Consider the following 25,791-nt stretch of genomic DNA (forward strand, 5'->3'; position numbering starts at 1 on the left):
AGCACACTCAAACTCTGTAGTTTTACATAAAGCAGGGATTATACCTGAAGCGCCCTTTGCCTGCAGGTCTGTTGCTGAATAATCTGCAGGCAAAGGTTAGCTGAAACTGATTAAGGCAAAGGCCAGCAACCCGCAGTAGCTGGTTTTTTCTCACCCTTAGCATTAATTGATAAGGTGCCACAGAGTTCATCATCAAATAAAGGCGTAGCTTGCAGGGTATAACCTCCGTCATTCGCCAGCTTAGCCAAACTAACTTGGTACTTTTGACTCACACTGCGGGCCGGCATTTTAAGTTCGGCCAACTTACTATTTTCAAGTACATACTGCTGATACTGAAAATAATGTTGCTCTTGCTTGATCGCCAAATCCATCAAGTACGCTTTGCCTTCTGCCCGATAGCCCTTATGCACACTTAATTTATGACTGGAGTAAACAATCGAGGCTAGCAGCCCAACGATTGCCACGGTAATGATCAGTTCGAACAAGGTAAAACCTCGTATGCGCTGCCTATCCATAGGCATCTCCATTATCGAATAATTCGCCATGACTGGCGTCCACTGAGTCGCGGTTCAAGCCCCAACGCAAAACACTGAGACAAGCTGCAAAGGGATAAATGTTGCTGATTCTTGCGTTTCACACTTAACTCTGGTGCTTCCTCCAAGGTAATGAGATGCCCTTGAATAGGCTCCTCTGGCGCCAAAAAAACGGCTTTATTAAAGACCTGCTGCTCGCTCACCTCCAATCCGTATAACCAATGCTGAGCACTGGCTAAACACTGCTCAGCATCCAACGCTCTGGCGACTAGAAATAACTTTTTATCCAACATCAACAACGGCTCGACTACGAAGTGTCCCTCTAATAAAGCCAAGCGCCAGCCGGCATAACGCGACCAATCTAGCCCACCATTAATGAGCTGTCCCACCTCGCTGAGCACATTAAACTCAAACTGTTCTACAGTGACACGCTGCTGCAGCAACTGCTCGGAGGTAATCACGGTGGTGCTAGTTGGCTGATCCATCCAGCTATCACGCACCCCTAGCACATAGGAGCGATTCTGCTGCCGCTGCTCTGCAGTAAAAACCACCAGCAACTGTGGTGCGTGCTGAGGACTAGCTAACGGCAAGGCCAAGGGCGCTAATACGATCGACTGCTGCGGTTCACCTTGGAAAATCAATGTGCCACTGCTTTCCAATCCACTCAGGGCCTGCGCCAAATTAACTCGCCATAATCGCCCACTCGCCCCGCCAACATAGGCCATAGTGGCAACTCCCGCCCTGTGCTCGGCAACCAATCCTAGCGCTGAAAGAGGCTCCGGACTGGTTGTTAGCACTGTCCGCGCGCTTAACTCACCGCTCTCCAAGCGATAAAACAATAATTCACCGGCCACGCCCCACAATACATACCACTGACTTGGCGCCAATTCGGCTATTTGCATCGAAGGAGGATAGCCAAGTGATGGGCTTGGCGCTGTTGTCTCTGCAATTTGCTGCCAACTCAGTTGTGGTAACTGCTGAATGCCTAATTGCAACACCAGCAGCCCCTCCAGACTGCCGGTCATAGCTATTACCAACACGCTAGCGGCGCCTGAGCGATTAGCCCCTGGCTGTGGCAATGCTTGCATCTGTGTCTGTACCGAGACTGGCGGCAGTAGATGACTAAGCTGTTCTGGCTGCCAAGCAAACAGTACAGCACCTGTTTGCGGATTGAGCCCCAGCAGTGAACCATTGCGCTGTGTGACATATAACTGCTGATCTTGACCCACTTGAACTAATAACAACTCTTGAAGACTGGATTCTGCCTCTAACTGCAACAGGTGATTACGCAATAAAACAGTCGGGTTATGTTGAGTAATAAAACGAACTAAAGGTGGGCTTGCTCGCTGACTGAGATGCTGAATGACCGACAAATGGGCAGGATCGCAGGCAACCTCTGCTACTACCTCAGCAGGCTGTAAAATATAAAGCGCTAACAACCAAAGTGCTTTTTGGCTAAATAGTCTCCACATGTGTTAACTCCCTTAAGCGCTGATTACTCCGCCAGCCAAAAATCCGCCAGCACGGTTTGTAACTGCACGTGCTGCCCTGCTTCCGTTTGACTTAATACATTGACAATAAAATACTGCGCACCGGCAGGTAATGCTGTAGGGGAGTAATGCGCTACTGTCGCCTTCAATAGCACAGGACTCACCCAACCAATCAACCAGCGCACCTGCAACTGTTCATCACCTGCTAATCGCTGACTTTGGGCGTCATAGCGCTGAAACAGCGATAGCTCCGCCTGATAAAACTCCTGTAGCTGCTCTTGGGTAAGCAAAGGTTTGATACAGCCCGCACTCCCACACTCATTAAGCAACAGCCAAGGATGCTGCTGCGCCTGACTTAATGCATACACCTGCTGCTCTGCTTGTTTTAAACCATATTCAGCTGCCTGCTCTAAGCTATGTTGCTGAGTAATCACCCCAGTAATACGAGTCTCTAAAATAACGCTATCCACCACACTAATCACTAACAAGCTCATTAGCATTAATAACACCAAGCTCACTAATAATGCAGCTCCCTGCTGCTGATCTGCACGCATTAACCTTTTCATAAGCCTTGCTGCCGCGTCGTGAAATGAGCCCGCGCCTCTTGATACAGATGCCCTGCAAAATGTTGCTGCAAGCGAGACTGTAAACCGCCACGCCAGCCATCTAAGTCCTTTGAAGAAACCTGCTCAAATTTTTGCTCACTGATTATTAGCCACTGCACAGCCAATCCAACCAATTGCTCTTGCTGTGCACTGTGTCGATGCAGCGGTTGCAAACGCACATCAGCTATACCCGAGAGCAACTCCACAGCAGCTGGTACTTTCGCCACTAGATTTTTACAGTAAAGCGCTCCTAAATAGGGCTGCTGTGGATTTAAGCGAAACTCAAACAACAACACCGCAGTCCCTTCTATTGGCTGCCCTGTACAATCTAACTGTGCGTTAGTGGCTGCTTCATAACGCACACAAAAGCGATTTAATTGCGTATCTACCACTAAAACCTGCGCTGCCTTAAACGAGCACTCTGCATAAGTCGTCAATGTCGGAAATACCTGTGACCGCTCCTGATCAAAGTGCTGGCGAAAACCTGCCTTAGCTACATATTCCAGTAATAAACTGTGCAGTAATCGGCTATTAACTTGCGTGCTCAATACTGACTCCTGTAGCAAATAGTGCTTCTTAACTGCTAAATACAAGGTACTGACGGTAAGTATCAAGGCACTGCTTAACACCAAGCTGATCAATAACTCAATCAGACTTAACCCTTGCATATACCGCCTGACCGACTTATTCATAGCTCAATACGCGCGCGATAAAGACACAGTTGCTGCCCGCTATCCAGCGGAGATACTACCGAGCACAAGCTATTAGTCGCAGTCCAAGCCAACTGAATCTCTAAAGCATCACCGGTAGCGCTGCACCGACCTGGCTCGTCGCTCTGACAAATATAGGCATACTCAGCAAACACTTGCTCAGCACTAGGTAATTGCCTAAACATGCGTTCTTGCCAACAGCTCAGCTGCACCTCAATTGAGCCTATGTCAGCTGCACAGGTCGCTATGGGCAAAGTTCCACCCAAGGTTTTCGTTGGTAACAACAGATCATTAGCAGTAGCGCCCTCATTCGCTTGCTTTAGTAGCTGATACTGATAAATTCCGCGCAAATCCAAAGCCAACAAGTGCGCAGCTTGCGCATATTTAGCCTGCCCAGCGTAAGTACTTGCCTTAACCTGCAGTTCTAGCACACTGAGCATTCCCAAAGAGAACACGCTTAATGCCACTAACACTTCGATTAGGCTAAAACCTGCTACTGACTTTCTCATCACCTAGCCCTCGTCTTACCGACCGCGACCCTTTATATGCTCAAGACTAGGTGCTTAGCCTAAAAATGCGCTCCTGCCGGGATAGTTAAAAACAAAAAAGCCGCGTTCAGTAATGAACACGGCTTCTAGCAACAACCCATTAATTATGCGCTTAACTCAATACTAAGTTATCCCGATGCACCAACTCAGCCTCAGCGACATAACCTAGTATCTTCTCGATTTCTTCCGAGCAGTGACCAAGAATTTTTTCTGCCTCAGCTACGCTGTAATTCGCCAGACCACGGGCAATTTCTTTACCGTCCTGATCCACGCAGACCACCATTTCCCCGCGGCGAAACTTACCCTCGACCGCAGTAACACCAACTGGTAATAAACTTTTATGGTCTTCAACCAAGGCTTTAACCGCACCGGCGTCTAAAGTCAGGGTGCCACGGGTTTGTAAGTGCCCGGCTAACCATTGTTTACGTGCACCATGGCGGCATTGCTCCGGTGACAACAAAGTACCTAAGCGCTCACCACCATGTAAGCGATCCAATACCCTTTCAATACGGCCACCAACAATCACCGAGTAAGCGCCCGAACGCGCAGCTAAACGTGCAGCACGCAACTTAGTTTGCATCCCGCCGCGTCCTAAGGCTCCGCCAGTGCCACCAGCCACTGCATCTAACTCTGGATCATCAGCCCTCGCCTCATAAATCAGCTGTGCCTCTGGATTACTCCGTGGATCGGCATCAAACATACCCTGCTGATCCGTTAAGATAACCAGCAAGTCAGCCTCCACTAAGTTAGCCACCAACGCAGCTAAGGTATCGTTATCACCAAAACGGATCTCGTCGGTAGCCACCGTATCATTTTCATTGATCACTGGAATGACGCCCAACTCAAGTAAAGTTCGCAGGGTGCTACGCGCATTCAAGTAACGCTTACGATCCGACAGATCATCATGGGTTAAGAGAATTTGAGCGGTACGCTCATTGTGCTCAGCAAAGCTGGTTTGCCAGGCTTTCACTAAACTCATTTGCCCAACTGCAGCTGCTGCTTGTAACTCATGAATCGCACTGGGACGCTCTAACCAGCCCAAGCGGCTCATACCTGCAGCCACTGCACCAGAAGAAACCAGAACCAAATCAATTCCTGCTTGGCGCAACGCGACCATTTGTCTGACCCAGATCGCCATTGCTTCACGATCAAGCCCTCGACCATCAGCAGTTAACAGCGCACTGCCAATCTTTACCACCCAACGTTGGGCACTGGTTATCTTCTCACGCATAGTTCACACCTTAGAGCGAGGCACCCCAGTGCCACTCGCCAATAATCATCTGATTTTAACGAACGTAAATAATCTCTGGACCGTCTTCAGGATCTTCCTCATCCTCAAAGTCTTCTTCCTCGTCTAGCAGCTCATCCACCGGTTTTACTCCGGCACGGCGTAAGGCTCGGCGATCATCTAACGACTGCAAGTAAGCCCGTGCTTCATCTTCAATTAGCTGGTCTAAGGCGGCTAACTGTTCAGCAAACTCAGGCTCTTCTTGCATGCGCGCCGCACGCTGATCTAAGAAGCGCATAATTTCTTTGCACAGCGCCTCGGTTCCTTCACGCTCAATGGCTGAAATCACAAAGACCGGCCCGTCCCACGCCAACTGCTCAATCACATGTTGCACACGCTCATTGCGCTCATCATCAAATAGCTGATCGGCTTTATTGAGCACCAACCAACGCTCACGCTGCATTAACGCTGGGCTAAATTGCTCAACCTCATTTAAAATAATCTGCGCAGCTTCTGCTGGATCACTCTCATCAAGCGGTGCAAGATCAACAATATGCAGCAGTAAGCGAGTACGAGTTAAGTGCTTTAAGAAGCGAATACCCAGCCCTGTACCCTCAGCTGCGCCTTCAATTAAGCCGGGGATATCGGCAATCACAAAGTTTTGGAAGCGTCCAACGCCGACTACGCCCAAGTTTGGAGTTAACGTCGTAAACGGATAATCCGCCACTTTCGGCTTTGCCGCTGAAACGGCGCGAATAAAAGTACTTTTACCAGCATTTGGTAAACCCAACAACCCAACATCGGCCAGCACTTTCAGCTCTAACTTAAGGTCACGCGACTCACCTGGCTTACCTGGCGTAGTCTGCCGCGGTGCACGGTTAGTACTGGACTTAAAGCGAGTGTTACCCAGTCCATGCCAACCACCTTGGGCGACCATAATCCGCTGCCCATGCTCAACTAAATCGCCAATAATCTCTTGGGTATTAGCATCAATAATGGTGGTACCTACTGGCACTTTTAATATTAGGTCTTCCCCCTTAGCCCCAGTTTTCTCACTGCCCATACCGTTCTGACCGCGCTGCGCATCAAAACGGCGGGTATAACGGTAGTCAAGCAAGGTGTTGAGGTTTTCATCGGCTTCCATCAATACCGAACCACCATCACCGCCATCGCCACCATTGGGGCCACCAAATTCAATAAACTTTTCACGGCGAAAACTCATGCAGCCATTGCCGCCGTCGCCTGCTTTTACAAAGATGGATACTTCATCAACGAATTTCATGCTTTGTTCCTCCCGCTTTGCCTACGGGCATAATAATAGTCTCGCAGGATACAACAAGCACGGTCATCCGTCTTTACTGCCTGCACAAACAAAAAAGCCCCGTCATAGGACAGGGCTTTTCTGAAAAAGATACTTATGCGTTTTCGATACTAACGTAACGACGACCAAAAGCACCCTTTACTTGGAACTTAACCACGCCCTCTTCTTTAGCGAAGAGTGTATGGTCTTTGCCCATACCAACACCGTTACCTGGGTGGAATTCGGTGCCACGCTGACGCACAATGATGTTGCCAGCTTTAACTGTTTGGCCGCCGAAGATCTTGACGCCAAGGCGTTTCGATTCCGAATCGCGACCGTTGCGGGTAGAACCGCCAGCTTTTTTCGTTGCCATGAGTTCAGTACTCCAGTTGGGGGTTCAAGCTTACGCTTGGATACCAGTGATTTTAACTTCAGTGTACCACTGACGGTGGCCCTGACGCTTCATGCTGTGCTTACGACGGCGGAACTTGATGATACGCACTTTATCGTGACGACCTTGCTCAACCACTTCAGCAGTCACTTTAGCACCCTCAACAACAGGCGCACCGATAGTAACATCATCACCATTACCCACTAAAAGTACACGGTCGAAAGTTACTGCTTCGCCGGTAGCTACTTCTAGCTTTTCAATTTTAAGGTATTCACCTTCAGCGACTTTATATTGTTTGCCGCCGGTTACAATTACTGCGTACATTCGCATTCTCCGTTATACCTGCTCACCCAACTCTTTATAGAAATAAGTAATGGTTGGCATGGCTGCATTAGCTGGATTAGGGCCTCTGCAATTGCGTAAGTCAGGGTTGTTACCCAAATAAAATGGTTTAGGGGTGCGAATTGTACGCAACTATTTGCCGCTAAGCAAGTAGTTGCGCGCATTACCTTGACAGTCTTCGACGGCAGACCTAGCATGCATACAAACTCACTTAAAAGCCTAACAACTATGCAACCACAAGCCTTTTATCAAGTCGTAGCAGATGAATTTACTGCCGTCGATCAGCTAATCAAACAACAACTTAATTCTGATGTTCCGCTGGTTGAAAAAATAGGCGATTACATTATCTCAGCTGGCGGCAAACGCTTACGTCCTTTATTAGTATTGCTAGCAGGCAATGCCGTTAATAAACAAGACGACGAGCTGCTACTATTGGCGGCCATTATTGAGTTTCTCCATACCTCAACGCTGCTGCATGATGATGTGGTTGATAAGTCTGATTTACGCCGTAACCGTGCAACCGCTAATGCTAAATGGGGCAATGCGCCGAGCGTGCTAGTCGGCGATTTTCTCTACGCCCGTTCATTCGAGATGATGGTTAAATTGGCCTCGCTACCAGTGATGCAGATTATCTCCCACGCTACGCGAGTGATTGCTGAAGGCGAAGTATTGCAGCTAACCAAGGTGCGTGACGCCAGTACCACCGAAGAAACCTATATGCAGGTAATTCGAGGCAAAACCGCCATGCTATTTGAGGCCTCAACCCATAGCGCCGCAGTGTTAGCCAACGCCCCTGCCGAACACTGCGAGGCTTTGCGTCTGTTCGGTGATGCCCTAGGCATTGCTTTCCAGTTGGTTGACGACCTATTGGATTACCAAGGCGATGCTGAAACCCTAGGCAAAAATGTTGGCGATGATTTAGCCGAAGGCAAACCGACCCTGCCTTTAATTGTCACAATGCGCGAGGGCACTGCCGAGCAAGCCGCTCTAGTGCGCAGTGCGATTCAAAAAGGCGGCCTTGAAAACCTAGAAGCAATTAGCCAAGCGGTGAATGACTCCGGTGCACTTGCCTACACTGCACAGCGTGCGCGCTACTACGCCGATCAGGCTATCGCTTATCTCGCCCCGCTACCCGAGTCAAAATATAAAGCAGCGCTGATTGAACTTGCACAGTTTGCCGTTGCCAGAACTCACTAATTTCACTGAATTAAGCAACGACCCTAGTCTACTTAACTAGGGTCGTTATTTTTTCAGCTGCTATAAAATAACGGTTCTTAAACAAGCGTTTTAACGCTAAAATAACTCGCTTATAGCTTGCGTCATCATTTCTAAGAAATAGGAACTTCAGAATGAGTTTTATCAAAGAATTCAAAGCCTTTGCCGTAAAAGGTAACGTTGTCGATATGGCGGTTGGTATCATCATTGGTGCTGCCTTTGGTAAAATTGTTTCCTCCTTTGTTGGCGATGTGATCATGCCACCTATTGGCTTATTGTTAGGTGGCGTTGATTTCTCAGATCTAGCCATCGTGCTCAAAGAAGCTCAAGGCGATACCCCGGCCGTATTACTAGCTTACGGTCAATTCTTACAGACAGTGATTGATTTCCTAATTATCGCATTTGCCGTATTTATGGGAATTAAGGCCATTAACCGCCTAAAGCGTGAAGAAGAAGTGGCAGAAGAAGCACCCGCAGATCCAACGCCTAGCAATGAAGAGTTATTACTTGGCGAAATTCGCGACCTGCTAAAACAGCAAAATACCAAGCAATAGTCCACCCACCAAGCCTAAAATAGCTTGCGGCTATCGCAATAAAAATTGCCCGATATTGATATCGGGCATTTTTTATTCAGTCTTAATTAAATAAGGCTTAACAATGTCTAATAGCTTACTCATTAGCCTGCGTATTTTTTCAACGCCCTCACTCTTGATTGATTCTGTCTCCTTCTCTCTAATCTAATAAGACAGCCTAAATTGATTAGTTACAGATACTCAATTTGTTGTTAGCCACTACTTATTAACTTTTAAATGTCAGCCAACTAGAGGCTAGGAAAATATTTTCTACATTGATACTTCTTAGTATTTATCCAGCACAAATCACACAGACACAAAAAAGCCGAGCTTTAAGCTCGGCTCAGGTAGCTGACAAACCCCGCCTTTTTGGTGGGGTTTGTTGTTTTATGCACTTCAATGCCGCTTTTTCTTTTGGAATAAGCACTCAAATGGGATAAGCGTTCAAAGAGCGGAAGTTTTTGCTCCAAGATTTTTTAAGGTGAATTGGGCGTATCTGAGCTTAAGTAGGCGTGTAAACAGGCACTCATGAGGACAAGAGGTTTATAAAAGCGGAATTATCCTGCCAGTAGTGCGATTTTCTTGATGTTTTGTGCCGCGGCAGTCATCAGGCATTGCGCCTGCACTTTGTGACGACCACGATACCGCGCGTAGCGGTATTGATGCAGCTCTTTGGCATCAGCAAAGCTTCGCTCTACTGTTTCTTTGCGCCTCTGATAGATGGCCTTACCCCAAGGCGTCAGCCGGTTGGCATCCTGCCGTTCTCTGCTGCCTTCCCACACATGACGGGTGACCGTTTTTTGTTGTTTGGCGTTCTGATTACAGCGTGAAAGCAGCGGGCATTGTCGGCACACAGCCGGATCAGATACATAGTGGCGATACCCTTCCCGGTTAGTTGTACTGTAAATCAAGGCCTGTCCTTGTGGGCACACATACTGGTCTGTTTCGGCGATATAGATAAACTCACGTTTACGCAAGTACCCTTAGCGATGGATCGGTCGCCGATAGCCAAACACCGCTTTTACCCCCTTATCTTCCAGACCTTTGCTGATGGCTGTGGTGTGATAGCCTGCATCTAGGCCAACATACTGGACGTTAAAGCCAAAACGCTGTGTCTGCCGTTCCAATCGGGCCAAATAGGGCACTGCGTCGTGGACGTTACCCGCCGTGACATGCACATCGGTAATGATATTGACTTTGGTATCCACCGTACGATGGTCAAGATAAAAGAAGCCTTGGGGCTTGTTATCCCGAGTCATAAAGCCGCTTTCAGGATCGGTCTTACTTTGTTTGATTTCCCGCACCTGAGGTTCGCTCGATGGCGGCGGTAAGGGCTTTTTTCCGTGGGCTAGGCGATCCTCCTCGATCGCCTGATCCAACTTATCCATATAGGCTTGCCGTTCTGAAACGGCGTGTGCTTTGACCCATTTCCCCTTGTTAGCATTGGCTTTCAGGTGGGTTGAATCGGTATACAGTACCGTGCCGGATACCAACTTACGCTGCATCGCCTGCAAGACGATTTCATCAAAAATTTGCTGGTAGATATCCGAGTCATTAAAGCGGCGGCGACGGTTCTGGCTAAGGGTGCTGGCATCAGGGACTTTGTCGGTCAGGTTTAAACCGAGGAACCAGCGGTAGGCTACATTGACCTGAACCTCACGGATCAACTGACGTTCACTACGAATACCGAATAAATAGCCTATAAGCAGCAGTTTAAACAGTAGAGTTGGATCCAGCGCTGGGCGACCATTGTTCGCGCAGTACAAGTCTTTGACTAGATCATGAATAAACGAGAAATCGATATGACGATCTACTTTGCGTAGTAAATGGTCTGAAGGAACCAGCTCGTCAATACAGACAAATTCGAGTTCGGACTGGGTCTGGGGGCGATCACGTAACACTGTACAACTCCTGCAGCAGATGTGTGCCCAGTATAAAAAACAAACCCCTCGATGGGAACGAGGGGTTTGTCAGCAGTCTGAAGCCGAGCTTTAAGCTCGGCTTTTTATTAATCGGCAAACCGTGATTAAGCATTACCTGTTACTGTTAGCTGTGCTTGCTGGGTAAAGTCCAGCATACGCTGCAATGGCTTCACCGCCTTAGGAATCAGCGCAGGATCCACCTGGATCTCGTTAGAACCCGTTTGTAGACTCTCTAGCAGCGCCTCTAACGTATTCATCGCCATCCAAGGGCAAAGTGCACAACTACGGCAAGATGCACCCTCGCCCGCTGTAGGCGCTTCGATAAAGCTCTTGTTAGGACTTAACTGCTGCATTTTATAGAAAATGCCTTTATCAGTAGCCACAATAAACTGAGTTTCAGGGCGCTCTTGACTAGCTTTAATCAATTGCGAAGTAGAACCTACCACATCAGCCAGTTCCAGCACTGCAGTAGGCGACTCGGGGTGAGCCAATACTAACGCCTCAGGATATAACTGCTTCATATCCGCTAGCTGCTTAGATTTAAACTCTTCATGGACAATGCAAGCCCCATCCCACAGCAACATATCAGCGCCAGTTTCCCGCTGAATATAACGGCCTAAGTGCTGATCTGGACCCCAGATAATTTTCTCGCCGTTATCCATTAGGCTTTCAACAATCTCTAAAGCACAGCTTGAGGTTACCACCCAATCGGCGCGCGCTTTAACTGCAGCCGAAGTATTGGCATAAACCACTACCGTGCGTTCAGGATGCTGATCACAAAAATCTGAAAAAGCTTTTACCGGACAACCTAAATCCAACGAACAGGTTGCCTCTAAAGTTGGCATCAGTACTCGTTTTTCTGGACTTAAAATTTTTGCTGTTTCGCCCATAAACCGCACACCAGCAACCACCAAAGTGTCGGCTGCATGCTGCGTGCCAAAGCGTGCCATTTCTAGAGAGTCTGCCACGCAGCCCCCCGTCTCTTCGGCTAACGCCTGCAACACAGGATCACAATAATAGTGTGCCACTAGAACAGCGTTTTGAGCGTTTAACTCATGGACGATTTTCTCACGTAACTCTTGCTCTCGCTCAGCCGTTAGCGGCTTAATTTGCTTTGCGGCAAGATGTGCCTGCACAAGAATACGTTCAGAAATATGACTCATGTTCGCCAGCCCTCAAGCGTTTTTAAACGCATCAAAAAAATACGCGCACAATGTAGCTGCTGTATTTAGGAATGTCGACATTAATAGTGATTTGGAAAAGTGGTGGGTCGTGTAGGGGTCGAACCTACGACCAATTGGTTAAAAGCCAACTGCTCTACCACTGAGCTAACGACCCGAGGGGCAGGCATAATACTCTTTTTTTGAATTGATGCAAAGAATATTTTTATCTGCCCTTAAAACTACTCATCCTACCCAATACAAGCGAGCACGATAAAATAGAGTTTAGTAGTTACGCAGCTCTCGCTCGGCCAGCTTCGCCGCAGAGCTATCGGCATACTTAGAAACCACTCGTTGCCACAGCAATTTAGCTTCTTCACGGTTACCCATTTGCCGCTGCACATCACCTAACTTATATAAAGAATCAGGCGTCTTACTGTGCTCTGGCCAATCAAGCGTCACCTTTTCAAATGAGCTAGCGGCTTGCTCCAGATTACCTTGGCTTAAGTTAACCTCACCCAACCAGTACTGCGCATTTGCAGCATACTGACTGCGTGGATACTTTCTTAAAAAGGCAGAAAATGCTTGCTGTGCTTTAGCAAAGTCGCGCTGCTTTACTAAATCATAAGCCGCATCATAAAATAACTTTTCTTTGGCTGGATCTGCAGGCTCAGATGATGCGGAGTCAGCAGCTGCCTCACGCACAGGTGCTGCAGTTTCCATAGAATTAAAGCGTTGATCTAACTCTTGATAGCGCTCTAAGCCTTGCTGCTTGAGCTGCTTAATCTCATACGCTTGCTCTTCAACTAGACCACGTAGCGTACTAATTTCTTGCTGCATTTGTTGCAGCTGCATAAACAGCTGACCTTGTGCAGAGAGCGGTGCTTGCGCACCGCCCTGAGCTGAAGCTCCGTTAGCATCTCGGTAGCCTTGGTTACTGTTATAAGATCCCGATTGAGATCCCTCATAGACAGGTACTGCGGCGTGCACCAAGCCTGAGCTCAGTGCAATCACCATAGAAAGGTATCGAAGCTTCATCATAGTCATTACTTACGTAATTCTACGCGACGGTTTTGTGCCCAAGAGCTTTCGTTGCTACCAACCGCTACTGGACGCTCTTCACCGTAAGAAACGAGTTCTAGCTGTGCAGGAGAAACGCCCTGTAATACTAAGTAACGCTGAACAGCTTTAGCACGACGCTCGCCGAGTGCCATGTTGTATTCACGAGTACCACGCTCATCGGTGTGCCCTTCTAATACTACACGCGCACCACTTTGTTGCAGGTCACGGCCGTGTACGTCAAGCGCGCGCATTGCTTCTGGTTTTAGGTCAGAGCTGTCGAACTCGAAGTAGAAAGTAGTGATCGCACGTAATGCTGCTTCTTCAGCGTTCATGCTGCCATCAACGGAACCCGCATCAGCGCCGTAGCCAGCGTTTGGATCGTAACCGTCCGTGCCCTGACCTTGACCGCTTGCGTCACCGCCTTTGGAAGAACAACCAACCGCTACCGCTAAAGCTAATGATAGCGCAGCAAATTTACCTAATTTTAGCATTTCCATTTTAAAGCTCCTGAGTGAACTTTTATGTTTACATTATGATTGTGTACATCATTTTATTTGAGGTAAGGAGACCATGATGGTTCGCGAACCTCTCCTTGCGCACTTGGTAGAGATACTCGCACGCGTCCATTAATAGATGCAAGCATTAGTACTCCACGTCCTTGCTGGCGGGTTGCATAGATTACCATGCCACCATTAGGTGCAACAGTAGGCGACTCATCTAAACTCGTTTCAGACAAAATACGTAAATCACCGCGAGTCAAGTCTTGTGCCGCCACCTTGAATACTTTATACCCTTCTTGACGATGAATCATGACCAAGGTCTTCTCATCAGCTGAAAGTTTAGGGTTAGCATTGTAATTTCCCACGAAAGTCACACGCTCTACAGCACCAGAACCCAAGTTCATTTTGTAAATCTGTGGTCGTCCTGCACGATCTGAAGTGAAGTAAATCGTTTGATTATCCTTACCCCAAAATGGTTCAGTATCAATGGCTGGGTGATTAGTTGCCCGTGTTAGCTGGCGACTGGACATATTCATCACATAAATTTCGGGGTTACCGTCTTTTGATAATACAAAAGCAAGACGGCTACCATCTGGTGACCAGGCCGGTGCGCCATTTAACCCTTCAAAATCAGTCACCTGTTCCCGGCGACCAGAATCAATATGCTGGACAAAAATACGTGGGCGTTTCTGCTCAAAAGAAACATAGGCAATACGGCTACCGTCTGGCGAGAATCTTGGTGACAGAATAGGCTCTCGTGATTGCAGTAAGGTTACAGCGCGCGCGCCATCGTAGTCAGAACGCTGCAGCGTGTAACGGGTATTGGTCTCAGAGAAGCGCTCTGCAGTTACATACAGTAAGCGAGTAGAGAAAGCTCCTTTTTGCCCGGTCAACTTTTCATAAGCACTATCCGAAATATGGTGCGCCATATCACGCAACTGCTCAATACTGCCCCCCACGGTGCCTTGTGCCATCTGCTCTTGGCTGCTCACATTGAGCAAAGAGAACTGGGCCTGGTAACGCGAGCCATTCACTGCCACATTCCCCACCAGTACATACTGCGCACCAATAGCCTGCCAGTCACGAAACACAACTTCACCTGCAGTAGCTGGGCGACTAATCATATTCTGCGGAGCAATGGGTTCAAATAAGCCCGAGTTACGTAAGTCATTGGCGATAATACTCGCTAAATCCTCTGGCAAGCTGCTCGCACTACCACCAAAAGGCACCACAGCAATTGGTACTGCGCGATCATTACCACTGGAAATAACCAATGGATCAGCCGCATAGAGCACACTACTGAGCAGCAGCAAAGTAGCTGAGATCAGATATTTTAAGGTTTTCACAATCCTAAATCCTCCGGTTTAAATACGGCACGACGTTTTCTATATAACTGATTAAAGGTAGCACGATCCAGTTTCTGCACTTCGGCTACGCGGCCCACCTTTCTGACCGCAGCCACTGCTGAGGCATCAAATGATGAGTCACCACTCGAACGCGTCACGGAAGCATTGGTGATGGTGCCATCAGGCATCATCTCAATGGTTACCTCAACTGACATTCCTTTACGCGCCGAAGGCGGACGAATCCACTGCTGACTGACTAACCGTACAATCAGATCATCAATTCCGCCTGCTACTTGGCTACCCGTAGTTGCTGCTTTAGTTTGTTGATAGCCCACCTCATCGGCTAGCAATTCAGCTAAAGCTGCCGCTTTTTTATCTTCTAAAGCTTTGGCTGCAGCTGCCTTTTTCTTGGCTTCTTCTGCGGCAGCTTTCTTCTTTGCTTCTTCCGCTGCCTTCTTTTTCGCTGCTTCAGCATCGGCTTTTTTCTTGGCCGCTTCAGCTTCAGCTTTCTTCTTGGCTTCTTCTGCCGCCTTTTTCTTCGCAGCCTCAGCATCGGCTTTCTTTTTAGCCTCTTCTGCGGTTTTTTTCTTCGCTGCTTCAGCCTCAGCTTTTTTCGCCGCTTCTTCAGCCGCTTTTAATTTAGCGGCTTCAGCTTGTTTTAGCTGCTCTTGTTTTAACTTAGCCTCAGCTTTTTTTGCTTCTTCTGCTTTTTTCTGCTCAGCTGCTTTCTGCTCAGCTGCCTGTTTTGCTGCTTGCTGCTTGGCTTGCTCGGCTTTTTGTGCTGCTTCTGCCGCGGCTTTAGCCTCGGCTTGCTTTTGTCTTTCCGCCTCTTCAGCCTTTTTCTTTGCCGCCACTACCGCTTGCTGCTCAGCTTTACGCTGCTCCAGCTGCTCTGTTTCGTACTGCGGTGCTTGTGTTTTTTGCGTTTCACCCGCAATTTTCTGATTGGTTTGGGTAGTGGCTTGGCTTTGTGAATGCAGCTGATACAACGTTGCTTTGATAATCGGTTGACTAGGCGGCAACTCCGGAGTTTTCGCAAAGCTGACAAACAAAAAAGCAAATAACAACGCATGCATCGTCACTGCTAGCAGCACCGGCCAAAATAATTTTTCTGACGGAGAACGCAACTCGTGCATTAGGGTGCCTCAGTAATTAGCCCAACATCTGTCACACCGGCTTGTTGTAAGCCACCCATCGCTGCCATCACGCTACCGTAATCCACTGCTTTATCCGCGCGAACAAACACCTGCACCTTCTTACCTTGGGCGCTATTAGCAGCAATAATCGCTTGCGCAGCGGTGGTCATCTGCTCCAGCGAAACGGCCTCATCTTGTACCGTATCGACATCTACTTCAGCACCGGTATTCCAGTAATAGGTTTTATCTGCTTTGATCGAGATAGTAAGCACTAGCGCATCGTTATCTTGGGGTAACACCTCACTGCTCACTTGCGGCAAATCAACTTTTACCCCTTGATTGAGTATTGGCGCAGTCACCATGAAAATAACCAACAGCACCAGCATCACGTCGATGTAAGGCACTACGTTCATTTCAGCAACGGGCTTACGTCTATTTCTAATTCTAGCCATTAAACTTACTCATCAACTGAAGCGTGTACTTTGCGATGCAAAATAGCCTGGAACTCATCGGCAAAAGTGTAATAACGAGCAATCAAGGTCTCAGCTTGCGCAGAGAATCGGTTATAAGCGACGACTGCTGGAATCGCGGCAAATAAACCAATCGCGGTAGCAATCAAGGCTTCGGCAATTCCAGGAGCAACAGTGGCTAAGGTGGCCTGCTGTACCTGCGCTAAACCACGGAACGAGTTCATAATTCCCCATACCGTACCAAACAAACCCACATAAGGACTGGTCGAGCCAACCGTTGCCAAAAACGGCAAACCACGCTCAAGCTTTTCTTCCTCACGGGAAATAGCCACTCGCATGGCTCGAGCGACACCTTCCATTACTGCATCAGGGTCTGTACCCGATTGCTGACGTAGACGCGAAAACTCTTTAAAACCGGCACGGAAAATTTGCTCAGCTCCTGAGTCAACATCAGGCTCGGCACTGGTTTGGCGATAGAGTTTCGCCAAATCAATTCCTGACCAAAAACGATCTTCAAAGGCAGTAAAGCTACTGCGCATAGCGCGCAATAAGTTAACCCGTTGAAAAATGAGCACCCAAGACACAATAGAGGCCAGCACCAAAATCAACATTACCAGCTGTACTAACAAGCTAGCATTGCTGATTAAGCTCCACATCGACATATGATCTACAGTATTTACACTAGCGTTCACGCTCTTTCTCCTGCACTTGAACGTCTATCGTACGCTTCAAAAGCATCGACTAAGGTTTTCGGGATAGCCCGCGGTTTAAAAGTATCAGCCTGCACACAAGCAACGATAAACTCACCTGCGCACAATAGCTGTTGGGTTGTCTGGCAAATAACTTGCTGCTTAAACACTAAGCTTGCGCGCTTGATCGCACTTACTGTAGCAGTGATTAAGAGTAAATCATCTAAACGTGCTGGCGCATGATAACGAGCGTTAGCGCTATGCACGACAAACAAACAGTTTTCTTTGGCTAATTGCGACTGCTTAAAGCCTAGGTCACGTAAAAACTCAGTCCGTGCCCGCTCCATAAACTTCAAGTAATTAACGTAGAAAACCACTCCGCCCGCATCTGTATCTTCGTAATAAACACGACTTTGCAGAGCAAAGGTGCCGGGCGCTGTTTGAAGTTGCATACTGTAAGAGTTCTCCTAGTGCTTGCCAATATGGTAGAGCAAATATATTTACGCTAAATCATCAACTAGGGTATCGGACAACTTGGAGGGCAGATTAATTCCAAAATGTTGATAAGCATGACGCGTTACCATCCGCCCACGCGGTGTACGCATAATATAGCCCTGCTGAATTAAGTAGGGTTCTAGCACATCTTCAATGGTGTGTCGCTCTTCACTAATCGCAGCGGCCAAGTTATCTAACCCGACCGGGCCACCATCAAAGCGTTCAATAATAGCTAACATTAAACGGCGGTCCTGATGATCAAAGCCCAACCGATCTACATCCAAAAGACTCAAAGCCTGATCAGCAGCAGCTTGGGTAATGCTACCAGTGCCACGCACTTCGGCAAAGTCACGCACTCGGCGCAATAAACGGTTAGCAATACGCGGCGTACCCCGTGCTCGGCGGGCAATTTCCAAGGCGCCCTCAGACTCAATCGGCAAGCCTAAAATACCGGCTGCACGAGTAACAATCTGTGTTAGATCAGCATGATTATAAAACTCTAAGCGCTGCACAATCCCAAATCTATCTCGCAGCGGATTAGTCAACATTCCCGCTCGAGTGGTTGCGCCGACCAAAGTAAAAGGCGGCAAATCAAGCTTAATCGAGCGTGCAGCAGGCCCTTCGCCAATCATAATATCCAGCTGAAAGTCTTCCATAGCGGGATACAGCACTTCTTCCACTACCGGTGGCAAACGATGAATCTCATCAATAAACAGCACGTCGCCTTCTTCTAAATTTGTTAGCAAAGCGGCCAAGTCTCCGGCACGCTCTAGCACCGGCCCTGACGTACTGGTTAAGGAAACGCCCATTTCTTGAGCAATAATATTGGCTAAGGTAGTTTTACCTAAACCGGGCGGACCAAAGATTAATGTATGATCAAGCGCTTCTTGCCGCTGCCGCGCAGCCTGGATAAATAACTCCATTTGCTCACGCACCACCGGCTGCCCGATATAATCAGCTAAGGCGTGAGGGCGAATCGCGCGATCAATCTGCTCCTCACGCTCTTTAGGGGTCGCTGCGATTAAACGATCAGCTTCTATCATGCATCACCTATGTATTACGCCATGCCTTTTAAGGCTAATCGAATTAATTGCTCACTGCTGAGCTCTGAATCTTTAATTGCAGCAACGGCTTTACTGGCTTCTTGCTCTTTAAAACCTAAGCTCACCAGCGCACTGATCGCATCTTGTTTTGCATCGGGCGCAAAGTCGATCGCAACATCACTCACCAGCGCGCCCATACGGGAACTAGTCTGCCAGGCCTTAAAGCGATCTTTGAGTTCGACCAATAAACGCTCAGCCGTTTTTTTACCCACCCCAGGCACCTTCATTAAGCGCTTAATATCTTCGGCTTGCACACAGGCAATCATCTCGTCCACTTCTAGACTCGACATTAACGCCAAGGCCAGTTTAGGCCCAACCCCATTGAGGCGAATGAGTTCACGAAAAAAATCTCGGGACTGCAGATCAATAAAACCATACAGCAACTGCGCATCTTCTCGTACCACTAGGTGCGTATGCAGGGTGGTATTGTCACCTAGCGCTGGCAACTGATACAGGGTGGTCATCGGCACCTCTAGCTCATAACCCACCCCATTAACGTCTAATAAAATATGCGGCGGCTGCTTTTCCGCCAGTACTCCACGTAATCGACCCAGCATCTGGACTCCTGACTAATAACGTAAACGGCCAGCCCGGCGCTTAGCGCTGGCTAACCCATGGGGGGTTAAAGTTTGACGGTGATGGGCATGACACAGGGCCACAGCCAAAGCATCAGAAGCATCAATTTGCGGCTTTTTGGTTAACTTAAGCAAATGCATCACCATCATCAACACCTGCTCTTTGGCCGCTCGGCCACTGCCAGCTACGGCGGATTTAACTTGGGTGGCACTGTACTCACTGACCGGCAACCCTGACTGCGCAGCAGCCACAATCGCCACGCCACGCGCTTGCCCAAGCTTGAGCGCAGAGTCGGGATTTTTTGCCATAAACACTTGCTCAATCCCCACCAACTCGGGCTGATACAACTCAATCACTTGGCTAATACCAAGATAAACCGCTTTCAGTCGTTCAGACAGTTCGCCACTGCCGGTTCGAATACAACCTGAAGCAATGTACTCGCAGGTTTTACCCGTATCACGAATTACCCCATAACCGGTAATGCGTGAACCTGGATCGATCCCTAAAATTAATGTCATTGCGTTACTCAAAAACAAAACCTCCAGTCTATGCCAAGATAGCGCTGGAGGTTAGGTATTTACTGCTGATGACCCTTTAGTAAAGACTTATAACTGCGCCATCACTTCATCGGGAATTTCAGCATTGGAATACACGTTTTGCACATCATCTAAGTCTTCCAGGGCGTCAATTAAGCGCATAATTTGCTGCGCGCCCTCTAAGTCTAACTCAGCCTGAGTGCTTGGAATCATAGTAACTTCAGCTTCTTCAGCCACATAACCTGCGGCCTTTAGCGCTTCATTAACCGCAATAAAGTCTGCAAAAGCAGTGAGTACATCAACCGAGCCATCATCATTGATCACCACATCATCAGCGCCAGCCTCAAGTGCGGCGTCCATAATGGCTTCTTCATCAATGCCGGGAGCAAAGCAGATCTGGCCCTTACGCTCAAACAAGTAAGCCACTGATCCATCAGTACCTAAATTACCACCATTTTTGTTAAACGCATGGCGCACTTCAGCTGCGGTGCGGTTACGGTTATCGGTCATTGCCTCAAGCATAATTGCTACGCCATTAGGACCGTAACCCTCATAAATTAACTCTTCAACGTTTTCCCCATCATTGGCACCTACCCCACGGGCAATCGCACGATCGATGGTGTCACGCGACATATTGGCACCTAAGGCTTTATCTACGGCTAAACGTAATCGCGGGTTATCGTCAGGTACTCCGCCACCTTGCTTAGCTGCAACTGTGAGTTCGCGGATAAGTTTGGTAAAAATCTTACCGCGCTTAGCATCTTGGCGTTCCTTGCGATGCTTAATATTCGCCCATTTGGAATGACCTGCCATATAAAATCCTGTGTTATTAATCTGCGATTACAAAACATAGCCCAGTGCCACCCGCCATCAGGCAGCACTGGGTATTACCTCTTACTCTACTTTAGCTTGCTCACGTAAACGAATATGCAATTCACGCAAGGCCTTGCTATCTACTTCACCAGGCGCCTGAGTCATTACACAGGCCGCGCTTTGGGTTTTCGGGAAAGCAATCACTTCACGGATTGAGTTAGCGCCTGTCATCAGCATAACTAAACGATCCAAACCGAAAGCTAAGCCACCGTGCGGTGGGGCACCGTATTTAAGTGCATCCAGCAAGAAGCCGAACTTCTCGCGCTGCTCTTCTTCACTGATACCCAAAATCTCAAATACTGTCTGCTGCATTTTACGGTCATGGATACGAATTGAACCACCACCCAACTCAGTGCCATTGAGTACCATGTCATAAGCACGAGATAATGCAGTTTGCGGAGCAGCTTTTAGCTCCTCTGGGCTGCATTTAGGAGAAGTGAATGGGTGGTGAATCGCGGTCAGCGAACCATCGTCATTCTCTTCAAACATCGGGAAGTCAACCACCCACATCGGCGCCCACTGACAGGTAAGCAGCTCAAGATCATGGCCTAGACGAATCCGTAAAGCACCCAGCGCGTCGTTAACTACGCTAGCCTTATCCGCGCCAAAGAATACGATATCCCCATCAACAGCACCCACTCGATCAAGAATGGTATTGAGGTTAGCTTCTGGAATAAATTTCACAATCGGTGATTGCAAGCCTTCAACGCCCAATGCTCGCTCATTAACCTTAATGTAAGCCAAGCCTTTTGCACCATAGTTGCCGACAAATTTGGTGTAGTCATCAATTTGCTTGCGCGGCATGCTGCCAGCACCAGGCACGCGCAGCGCAGCTACTCGTCCTTTAACATCATTTGCTGGACCACTGAACACTTTAAAGTCAACATCGGTTAGCTGATCAGCAACATCAACCAGTTCTAACGGAATTCGTAAATCTGGCTTATCCGAACCAAAGCGGCGCATTGCTTCTGAGTAAGGCATATGAGGGAACTCGCCAAACTCTACATTCAATACTTCTTTGAATAAATTACGCACCATGGTCTCAGTAATCGCCATGATGTCATCTTCATCCATAAAGCTGGTTTCCATATCAATCTGGGTAAACTCAGGCTGACGGTCGGCACGCAAGTCTTCATCGCGGAAACATTTGGCAATTTGATAGTAGCGATCAAAACCTGCCACCATTAACAACTGCTTAAATAGCTGCGGTGACTGCGGTAGGGCAAAGAAACTTCCGGCATGGGTGCGGCTAGGCACTAGATAGTCACGGGCACCTTCAGGGGTGGCACGGGTCAAAATCGGGGTTTCAACATCTAAAAAGCCATTATCATCTAAGTAGCGACGAATACTGCTGGTGATCCGTGAGCGCAGCTTTAACTTTTCGGCCATTTCTGGACGACGCAAATCAATAAAACGGTAGCGCAAGCGAGTTTCCTCACCTACCTCTGAGTGCTCATCCAATGGAAAAGGCGGGGTATCTGCTTGATTGAGTACTTCTAACGCACTGGCATCTACTTCAATTTCACCGCTGGCCATGTTCGGGTTAACCGCACCCTCTGGACGCAAACGCACAGTACCGGTGACCTTAACCACATATTCACTACGTACGCGGTCAGCTTTGTTGAACACCTCTTCGTGTTCAGGCGCAAACACCACTTGGGCAATTCCTTCACGGTCACGAATATCTAAGAAAATGACACCACCGTGGTCACGGCGACGATGTACCCAACCGCATAAGGTAACTTCCTGACCATCCAAACTTGCATTTAACTGGCCGCAATAGTGACTGCGCATCATGATGTTGTGTATCCCGATTCAATTCGATAAATGTAAATAGCTGTTCAAGCAGCCATTAAGAAATGCGGCTAATTATATCCATTAGCCATTGCTACGACTAGCGCTGTTAAGTAAACCTTGCCCAGCAAGCCACAATCGCCTTTGGGTTTAGCATTAATCCTGAAAAGTGATTTATTGATCTAAACCAGCGTCTATTGACTGCAAGCAACAGCTAACCTAGTAATGAAATGCACTTATCCTACCTTGAATACGTAGTTTTTGCTTAGTTTCGCTGCGTCATTACTAAAGTGCTAAGCAACTGCTATTTGAGTAGCAGGCGTGTTTGCTGTTAAATACGGGCAGGCTGATTGATTCAGGTGGCACAGCCTTCTAAATCGCGATAAATAAGCTTCACCTAGCTCACTTTTTAATCTTTAACTCACGTAACTTAAATTATTATTTTAAAGAGTCTTCCTATGCTTAAACTCCTTCACTTAATTACAGGTGCACTGGCCTTAGTTTTGGCGCTTTATGGCGTGCAGTTCCTGTCTAACCATAGCCATACCGCACTGTTACTGGCGACCTTTGGCCTTATCCACTTAATCCTTGCTCCCATTGTGCCGAACTGGGCACGGGGTAAACGTCGCTCGGGGCAATTACTCACCTCGGCCCTTATGGTGGCTGCTACTGCACTCTTAGCCTTTGCAATGTTTACCAAGCCCGATGCTACTTCTGCCCAAGCTCTAGCCTCCACTAGCTTTAGCTTATTGCTCTTAGCTACGGTGCTGCACTTAATGTTAAACCTGCGCAAAGTAGTGCGTAAAGCCAGCCCTCTATCACAAGACTTAACGGATCGTGAAACCGGTACGGTTAAATGGTTTAACACCTCTAAAGGTTTTGGGTTTATCTCCCGCGATCAAGGAGATGACATTTTTGTCCATTTCCGAGCAATTCGTGGTGAAGGACACCGCGTTTTAGTTGAAGGTCAGCGTGTCGAATACACCGTGATGGAACGCGAAAAAGGTCTACAAGCCGAAGACGTGATCGCCGCACTACCTGAGGATGGGCGCTAATTGCTCGCCTAATTTCTACCTCAAAGCGGCGTGCGACATTCTGTCGCACGCCGCTTTGAAGCCCTGCTAAAATTCAATAAAACAACAATAAAAACAATTGCTTAGAGCATCCCTTAAGCCCTACTTACGCACTTTAGCAGTACTCCACTGCAGCCTGCCTAGTAATTTTTTTTGCGCATTATTTTCATTTTAGGATAGTTTACTTGCGCTAAATCTGGCGAATAACAAAGAAAAACAATGTAAAAACGCGCCAGTCACAAAAGTTTGCGCTAAAGTATTCTGCTTTTGCACGGTATTTACCCAAGTCAGTGAGTAAAGATTCTATTTGCTGTAAATTTTTAATTAATGCTTAAGGTTCAACCATGTCACAACAATCAACGCAGCACCTGCCCTCCTACCTTGATGATAATAATCCAGGTCCTTGGGGCATTTTTTTAGAACAAGTTGATCGCGTAACGCCTTACTTGGGCGAGCTTTCCAAGTGGGTTGACACCCTCAAGCGTCCTGAGCGCATTTTAATGGTGGATATTCCCGTCCGTCGCGATGATGGTAGCGTGGTTCATATTGAAGGCTACCGGGTCCAGCACAACTTAATTTTAGGTCCAGGTAAAGGTGGCGTACGCTACCACCAAGACGTCACCCTCTCTGAGGTGATGGCGCTTTCTGCTTGGATGTCAGTCAAAAACGCGGTGGTTGGCTTACCCTATGGCGGCGCTAAAGGCGGTTTGCGTTTTGATCCCCGCAACTTCTCACAAACTGAGATTGAGCGAATTACTCGCCGCTACATTAGCGAAATCAGCCCAATTATTGGCACTGATAAAGATATCCCAGGTCCTGACGTCAACACCAATGCCAAAACCATGGCATGGATGATGGATACCTATGCCATGAAAAACGGTGCCACCGCACCAGGCATCGTCACCGGTAAGCCAATTTCCTTAGGCGGCAGCCTAGGCCGAGTTGAAGCAACCGGTCGCGGTGTGTTTATTACCGGTATGGCGGCCGCCAAAGATGCCGGTATTGCTATTGAAGGTGCCCGTATCAGCATCCAAGGCTTTGGTAACGTCGGCGGTACTGCTGGTCGTTTGTTTGCTGAAGTAGGGGCTAAAGTGGTCGCGGTACAAGACCACACTGGCAACATTCACAATAGCCAAGGTATCGATACCGCAGCGCTCACTGACTACGTGCAAAAGCATGGCGGTGTTGGTGGTTTCCCAGGCGCAGAAGCTATTAGTGCAGATGCCTTCTGGGCGGTAGAAAATGAAATTCTGATTCCTGCCGCTTTAGAAGGTCAGATTCATAAAGGCAACGCGCCAAGCATCAACAGTAAAATTATTGTAGAAGGCGCTAACGGCCCAACCACTCCTGAAGCTGACGATATTTTAAGCCAAAAAGGCATCATTATCGTACCTGACGTTCTAGCTAATGCTGGCGGTGTGACAGTGAGTTACTTTGAGTGGGTACAAAACTCATCGAGCTTTTACTGGACCGTTGAGGAGGTCAATGCGCGCCTAGAGAAAATCATGAGCACCGCTTATGAAACCGTCTCGAAAACAGCCAAACAGCACCAAGTCACGCTACGTACTGCGGCCTTCATTACCGCCTGTACCCGTATTTTAGAGGCCCGTGAATTACGCGGCTTATTCCCTTAAGCCAAGCTGTATAACTTACCAGCCCCGTCAGCAGTGCACTGTTGTCGGGGCTTTTTAATCGAGTCTGTATGTACGAATCTAAATTTCAGCCTTTACTGCCACGCTGGCATTTTGTGCAGCGATTACTACAGCACCTGCTCATCGCCCTGTTGATTATTGCCCTGACTCTATTACTGGGCACCTTAGGTCATTATTATTTTGAGGACATGAGCTGGCATGATGCGTTTTTTAACGCCGCCTATGTATTTAGTGGTTTAAGTTACCTCACGCCACCCAACAGCTTAAGTGGCAAGCTATTTTTAGTCGTTTACTCCATCTATGTACAGCTGATTATTTTGGCTCTACTGGGGGTTTTAAGTGCCCCTGTGATTCATCGGGTACTGCATCGCCTACACCTTGACAGCGACTAAGCGAGCAGCAGACACTGACAAATAATTATAGTTCGCCTAGATTTCAGGCTATACTCACACGTTTTTCTATTCGCCGAT

27 protein-coding genes, 1 tRNA gene and 1 pseudogene are annotated in these 25,791 nt (G+C 48.0%); 5 read left to right on the forward strand and 24 right to left on the reverse strand.

Going from position 1 to position 25,791, the window contains the following annotated elements:
* Positions 1–110 precede the first annotated feature (110 nt).
* From AC2T15_RS09680 to rplU, 9 genes are all read right to left on the reverse strand, one after another.
* Positions 111–515, reverse strand: coding sequence for a type IV pilin protein (locus AC2T15_RS09680; RefSeq protein ID WP_486778171.1), 405 nt, complete (start codon positions 513–515; stop codon positions 111–113).
* Between the two features lie 11 nt (positions 516–526).
* Positions 527–2,005: a hypothetical protein gene (locus AC2T15_RS09685; RefSeq protein WP_486778172.1), complete on the reverse strand. Its 1,479-nt coding sequence runs from the start codon at positions 2,003–2,005 to the stop codon at positions 527–529.
* A 23-nt stretch (positions 2,006–2,028) separates the two neighbouring features.
* Positions 2,029–2,589 (reverse strand): PilX N-terminal domain-containing pilus assembly protein, encoded by a 561-nt coding sequence (locus AC2T15_RS09690; protein ID WP_486778173.1) that lies wholly within the window; start codon positions 2,587–2,589, stop codon positions 2,029–2,031.
* Positions 2,586–3,296 carry a hypothetical protein gene (locus AC2T15_RS09695; RefSeq protein WP_486778174.1) on the reverse strand — a complete coding sequence of 237 codons (711 nt, stop codon included), beginning with the start codon at positions 3,294–3,296 and terminating at the stop codon, positions 2,586–2,588. The genes AC2T15_RS09690 and AC2T15_RS09695 overlap by 4 nt, the downstream gene beginning before the upstream one ends.
* 20 nt (positions 3,297–3,316) lie before the next feature.
* Entirely contained in the window at positions 3,317–3,847 is a 531-nt protein-coding gene (pilV, locus tag AC2T15_RS09700; protein ID WP_486778175.1) for a type IV pilus modification protein PilV, read from the reverse strand.
* A gap of 151 nt (positions 3,848–3,998) precedes the next feature.
* Positions 3,999–5,117, reverse strand: coding sequence for a glutamate 5-kinase (gene proB, locus AC2T15_RS09705; RefSeq protein WP_486778176.1), 1,119 nt, complete (start codon positions 5,115–5,117; stop codon positions 3,999–4,001).
* A gap of 55 nt (positions 5,118–5,172) precedes the next feature.
* Positions 5,173–6,396 (reverse strand): Obg family GTPase CgtA, encoded by a 1,224-nt coding sequence (gene cgtA, locus AC2T15_RS09710; protein WP_286638332.1) that lies wholly within the window; start codon positions 6,394–6,396, stop codon positions 5,173–5,175.
* A gap of 133 nt (positions 6,397–6,529) precedes the next feature.
* Entirely contained in the window at positions 6,530–6,787 is a 258-nt protein-coding gene (rpmA, locus tag AC2T15_RS09715; RefSeq protein ID WP_053100371.1) for a 50S ribosomal protein L27, read from the reverse strand.
* Positions 6,788–6,817: 30 nt separating this feature from the next.
* Positions 6,818–7,129 carry a 50S ribosomal protein L21 gene (gene rplU / locus AC2T15_RS09720; protein WP_053100372.1) on the reverse strand — a complete coding sequence of 104 codons (312 nt, stop codon included), beginning with the start codon at positions 7,127–7,129 and terminating at the stop codon, positions 6,818–6,820.
* A gap of 246 nt (positions 7,130–7,375) precedes the next feature.
* On the opposite strand from rplU, the gene AC2T15_RS09725 reads away from it, so the two are divergent.
* Positions 7,376–8,344, forward strand: coding sequence for a polyprenyl synthetase family protein (locus AC2T15_RS09725; protein ID WP_053100373.1), 969 nt, complete (start codon positions 7,376–7,378; stop codon positions 8,342–8,344).
* Between the two features lie 152 nt (positions 8,345–8,496).
* Positions 8,497–8,916 carry a large-conductance mechanosensitive channel protein MscL gene (gene mscL, locus AC2T15_RS09730; RefSeq protein ID WP_286593263.1) on the forward strand — a complete coding sequence of 140 codons (420 nt, stop codon included), beginning with the start codon at positions 8,497–8,499 and terminating at the stop codon, positions 8,914–8,916.
* A gap of 575 nt (positions 8,917–9,491) precedes the next feature.
* On the opposite strand, the pseudogene AC2T15_RS09735 reads toward mscL, so the two are convergent.
* The 15 genes and pseudogenes from AC2T15_RS09735 to aspS form a co-directional block, all read right to left on the reverse strand.
* Positions 9,492–10,835: pseudogene (locus AC2T15_RS09735) on the reverse strand (IS1182 family transposase).
* Positions 10,836–10,960: 125 nt separating this feature from the next.
* Positions 10,961–12,019 carry a quinolinate synthase NadA gene (nadA, locus tag AC2T15_RS09740; protein WP_053102840.1) on the reverse strand — a complete coding sequence of 353 codons (1,059 nt, stop codon included), beginning with the start codon at positions 12,017–12,019 and terminating at the stop codon, positions 10,961–10,963.
* 100 nt (positions 12,020–12,119) lie between these two features.
* Positions 12,120–12,194 (reverse strand) — tRNA-Lys (locus tag AC2T15_RS09745).
* 107 nt (positions 12,195–12,301) lie between these two features.
* A complete protein-coding gene (ybgF, locus tag AC2T15_RS09750; RefSeq protein WP_053103636.1) occupies positions 12,302–13,057 on the reverse strand; it encodes a tol-pal system protein YbgF in 756 nt (251 codons plus the stop codon).
* A 5-nt stretch (positions 13,058–13,062) separates the two neighbouring features.
* Entirely contained in the window at positions 13,063–13,575 is a 513-nt protein-coding gene (gene pal, locus AC2T15_RS09755; RefSeq protein ID WP_053102841.1) for a peptidoglycan-associated lipoprotein Pal, read from the reverse strand.
* 53 nt (positions 13,576–13,628) lie between these two features.
* Positions 13,629–14,891, reverse strand: coding sequence for a Tol-Pal system beta propeller repeat protein TolB (gene tolB / locus AC2T15_RS09760; RefSeq protein ID WP_486779037.1), 1,263 nt, complete (start codon positions 14,889–14,891; stop codon positions 13,629–13,631).
* 29 nt (positions 14,892–14,920) lie between these two features.
* Entirely contained in the window at positions 14,921–16,060 is a 1,140-nt protein-coding gene (gene tolA / locus AC2T15_RS09765) for a cell envelope integrity protein TolA (RefSeq protein WP_486778177.1), read from the reverse strand.
* Entirely contained in the window at positions 16,060–16,512 is a 453-nt protein-coding gene (gene tolR, locus AC2T15_RS09770; protein WP_486778178.1) for a protein TolR, read from the reverse strand. The genes tolA and tolR overlap by 1 nt, the downstream gene beginning before the upstream one ends.
* A 5-nt stretch (positions 16,513–16,517) precedes the next feature.
* Complete coding sequence (gene tolQ, locus AC2T15_RS09775; RefSeq protein ID WP_486779038.1) at positions 16,518–17,192, reverse strand: protein TolQ; 675 nt, start codon at positions 17,190–17,192, stop codon at positions 16,518–16,520.
* 26 nt (positions 17,193–17,218) lie between these two features.
* Positions 17,219–17,671: a tol-pal system-associated acyl-CoA thioesterase gene (gene ybgC, locus AC2T15_RS09780; protein WP_053102844.1), complete on the reverse strand. Its 453-nt coding sequence runs from the start codon at positions 17,669–17,671 to the stop codon at positions 17,219–17,221.
* A 48-nt stretch (positions 17,672–17,719) separates the two neighbouring features.
* Positions 17,720–18,757, reverse strand: a complete 1,038-nt coding sequence (gene ruvB, locus AC2T15_RS09785; RefSeq protein ID WP_486778179.1) for a Holliday junction branch migration DNA helicase RuvB — start codon at positions 18,755–18,757, stop codon at positions 17,720–17,722.
* 14 nt (positions 18,758–18,771) lie between these two features.
* Positions 18,772–19,374 (reverse strand): Holliday junction branch migration protein RuvA, encoded by a 603-nt coding sequence (ruvA, locus tag AC2T15_RS09790; RefSeq protein ID WP_053100391.1) that lies wholly within the window; start codon positions 19,372–19,374, stop codon positions 18,772–18,774.
* Positions 19,375–19,386: 12 nt separating this feature from the next.
* Positions 19,387–19,911, reverse strand: a complete 525-nt coding sequence (ruvC, locus tag AC2T15_RS09795) for a crossover junction endodeoxyribonuclease RuvC (protein ID WP_053100393.1) — start codon at positions 19,909–19,911, stop codon at positions 19,387–19,389.
* A gap of 87 nt (positions 19,912–19,998) precedes the next feature.
* Positions 19,999–20,742, reverse strand: a complete 744-nt coding sequence (locus AC2T15_RS09800) for a YebC/PmpR family DNA-binding transcriptional regulator (RefSeq protein ID WP_053100395.1) — start codon at positions 20,740–20,742, stop codon at positions 19,999–20,001.
* An 81-nt stretch (positions 20,743–20,823) separates the two neighbouring features.
* Positions 20,824–22,599: an aspartate--tRNA ligase gene (gene aspS, locus AC2T15_RS09805; RefSeq protein WP_286593268.1), complete on the reverse strand. Its 1,776-nt coding sequence runs from the start codon at positions 22,597–22,599 to the stop codon at positions 20,824–20,826.
* Between the two features lie 455 nt (positions 22,600–23,054).
* Here aspS and AC2T15_RS09810 point away from each other — a divergent pair, with 455 nt between their 5' ends.
* The 3 genes from AC2T15_RS09810 to AC2T15_RS09820 all read left to right on the forward strand — a co-directional run bounded on the left by AC2T15_RS09810 (position 23,055) and on the right by AC2T15_RS09820 (position 25,713).
* Positions 23,055–23,651, forward strand: coding sequence for a cold-shock protein (locus tag AC2T15_RS09810; protein WP_053100399.1), 597 nt, complete (start codon positions 23,055–23,057; stop codon positions 23,649–23,651).
* Between the two features lie 362 nt (positions 23,652–24,013).
* Positions 24,014–25,303: a Glu/Leu/Phe/Val family dehydrogenase gene (locus tag AC2T15_RS09815; RefSeq protein WP_486778180.1), complete on the forward strand. Its 1,290-nt coding sequence runs from the start codon at positions 24,014–24,016 to the stop codon at positions 25,301–25,303.
* Positions 25,304–25,371: 68 nt separating this feature from the next.
* Positions 25,372–25,713 (forward strand): hypothetical protein, encoded by a 342-nt coding sequence (locus AC2T15_RS09820; RefSeq protein ID WP_053102850.1) that lies wholly within the window; start codon positions 25,372–25,374, stop codon positions 25,711–25,713.
* Positions 25,714–25,791 lie beyond the last annotated feature (78 nt).

Source organism: Thiopseudomonas sp. SA1F2-1K, from assembly GCF_057443035.1.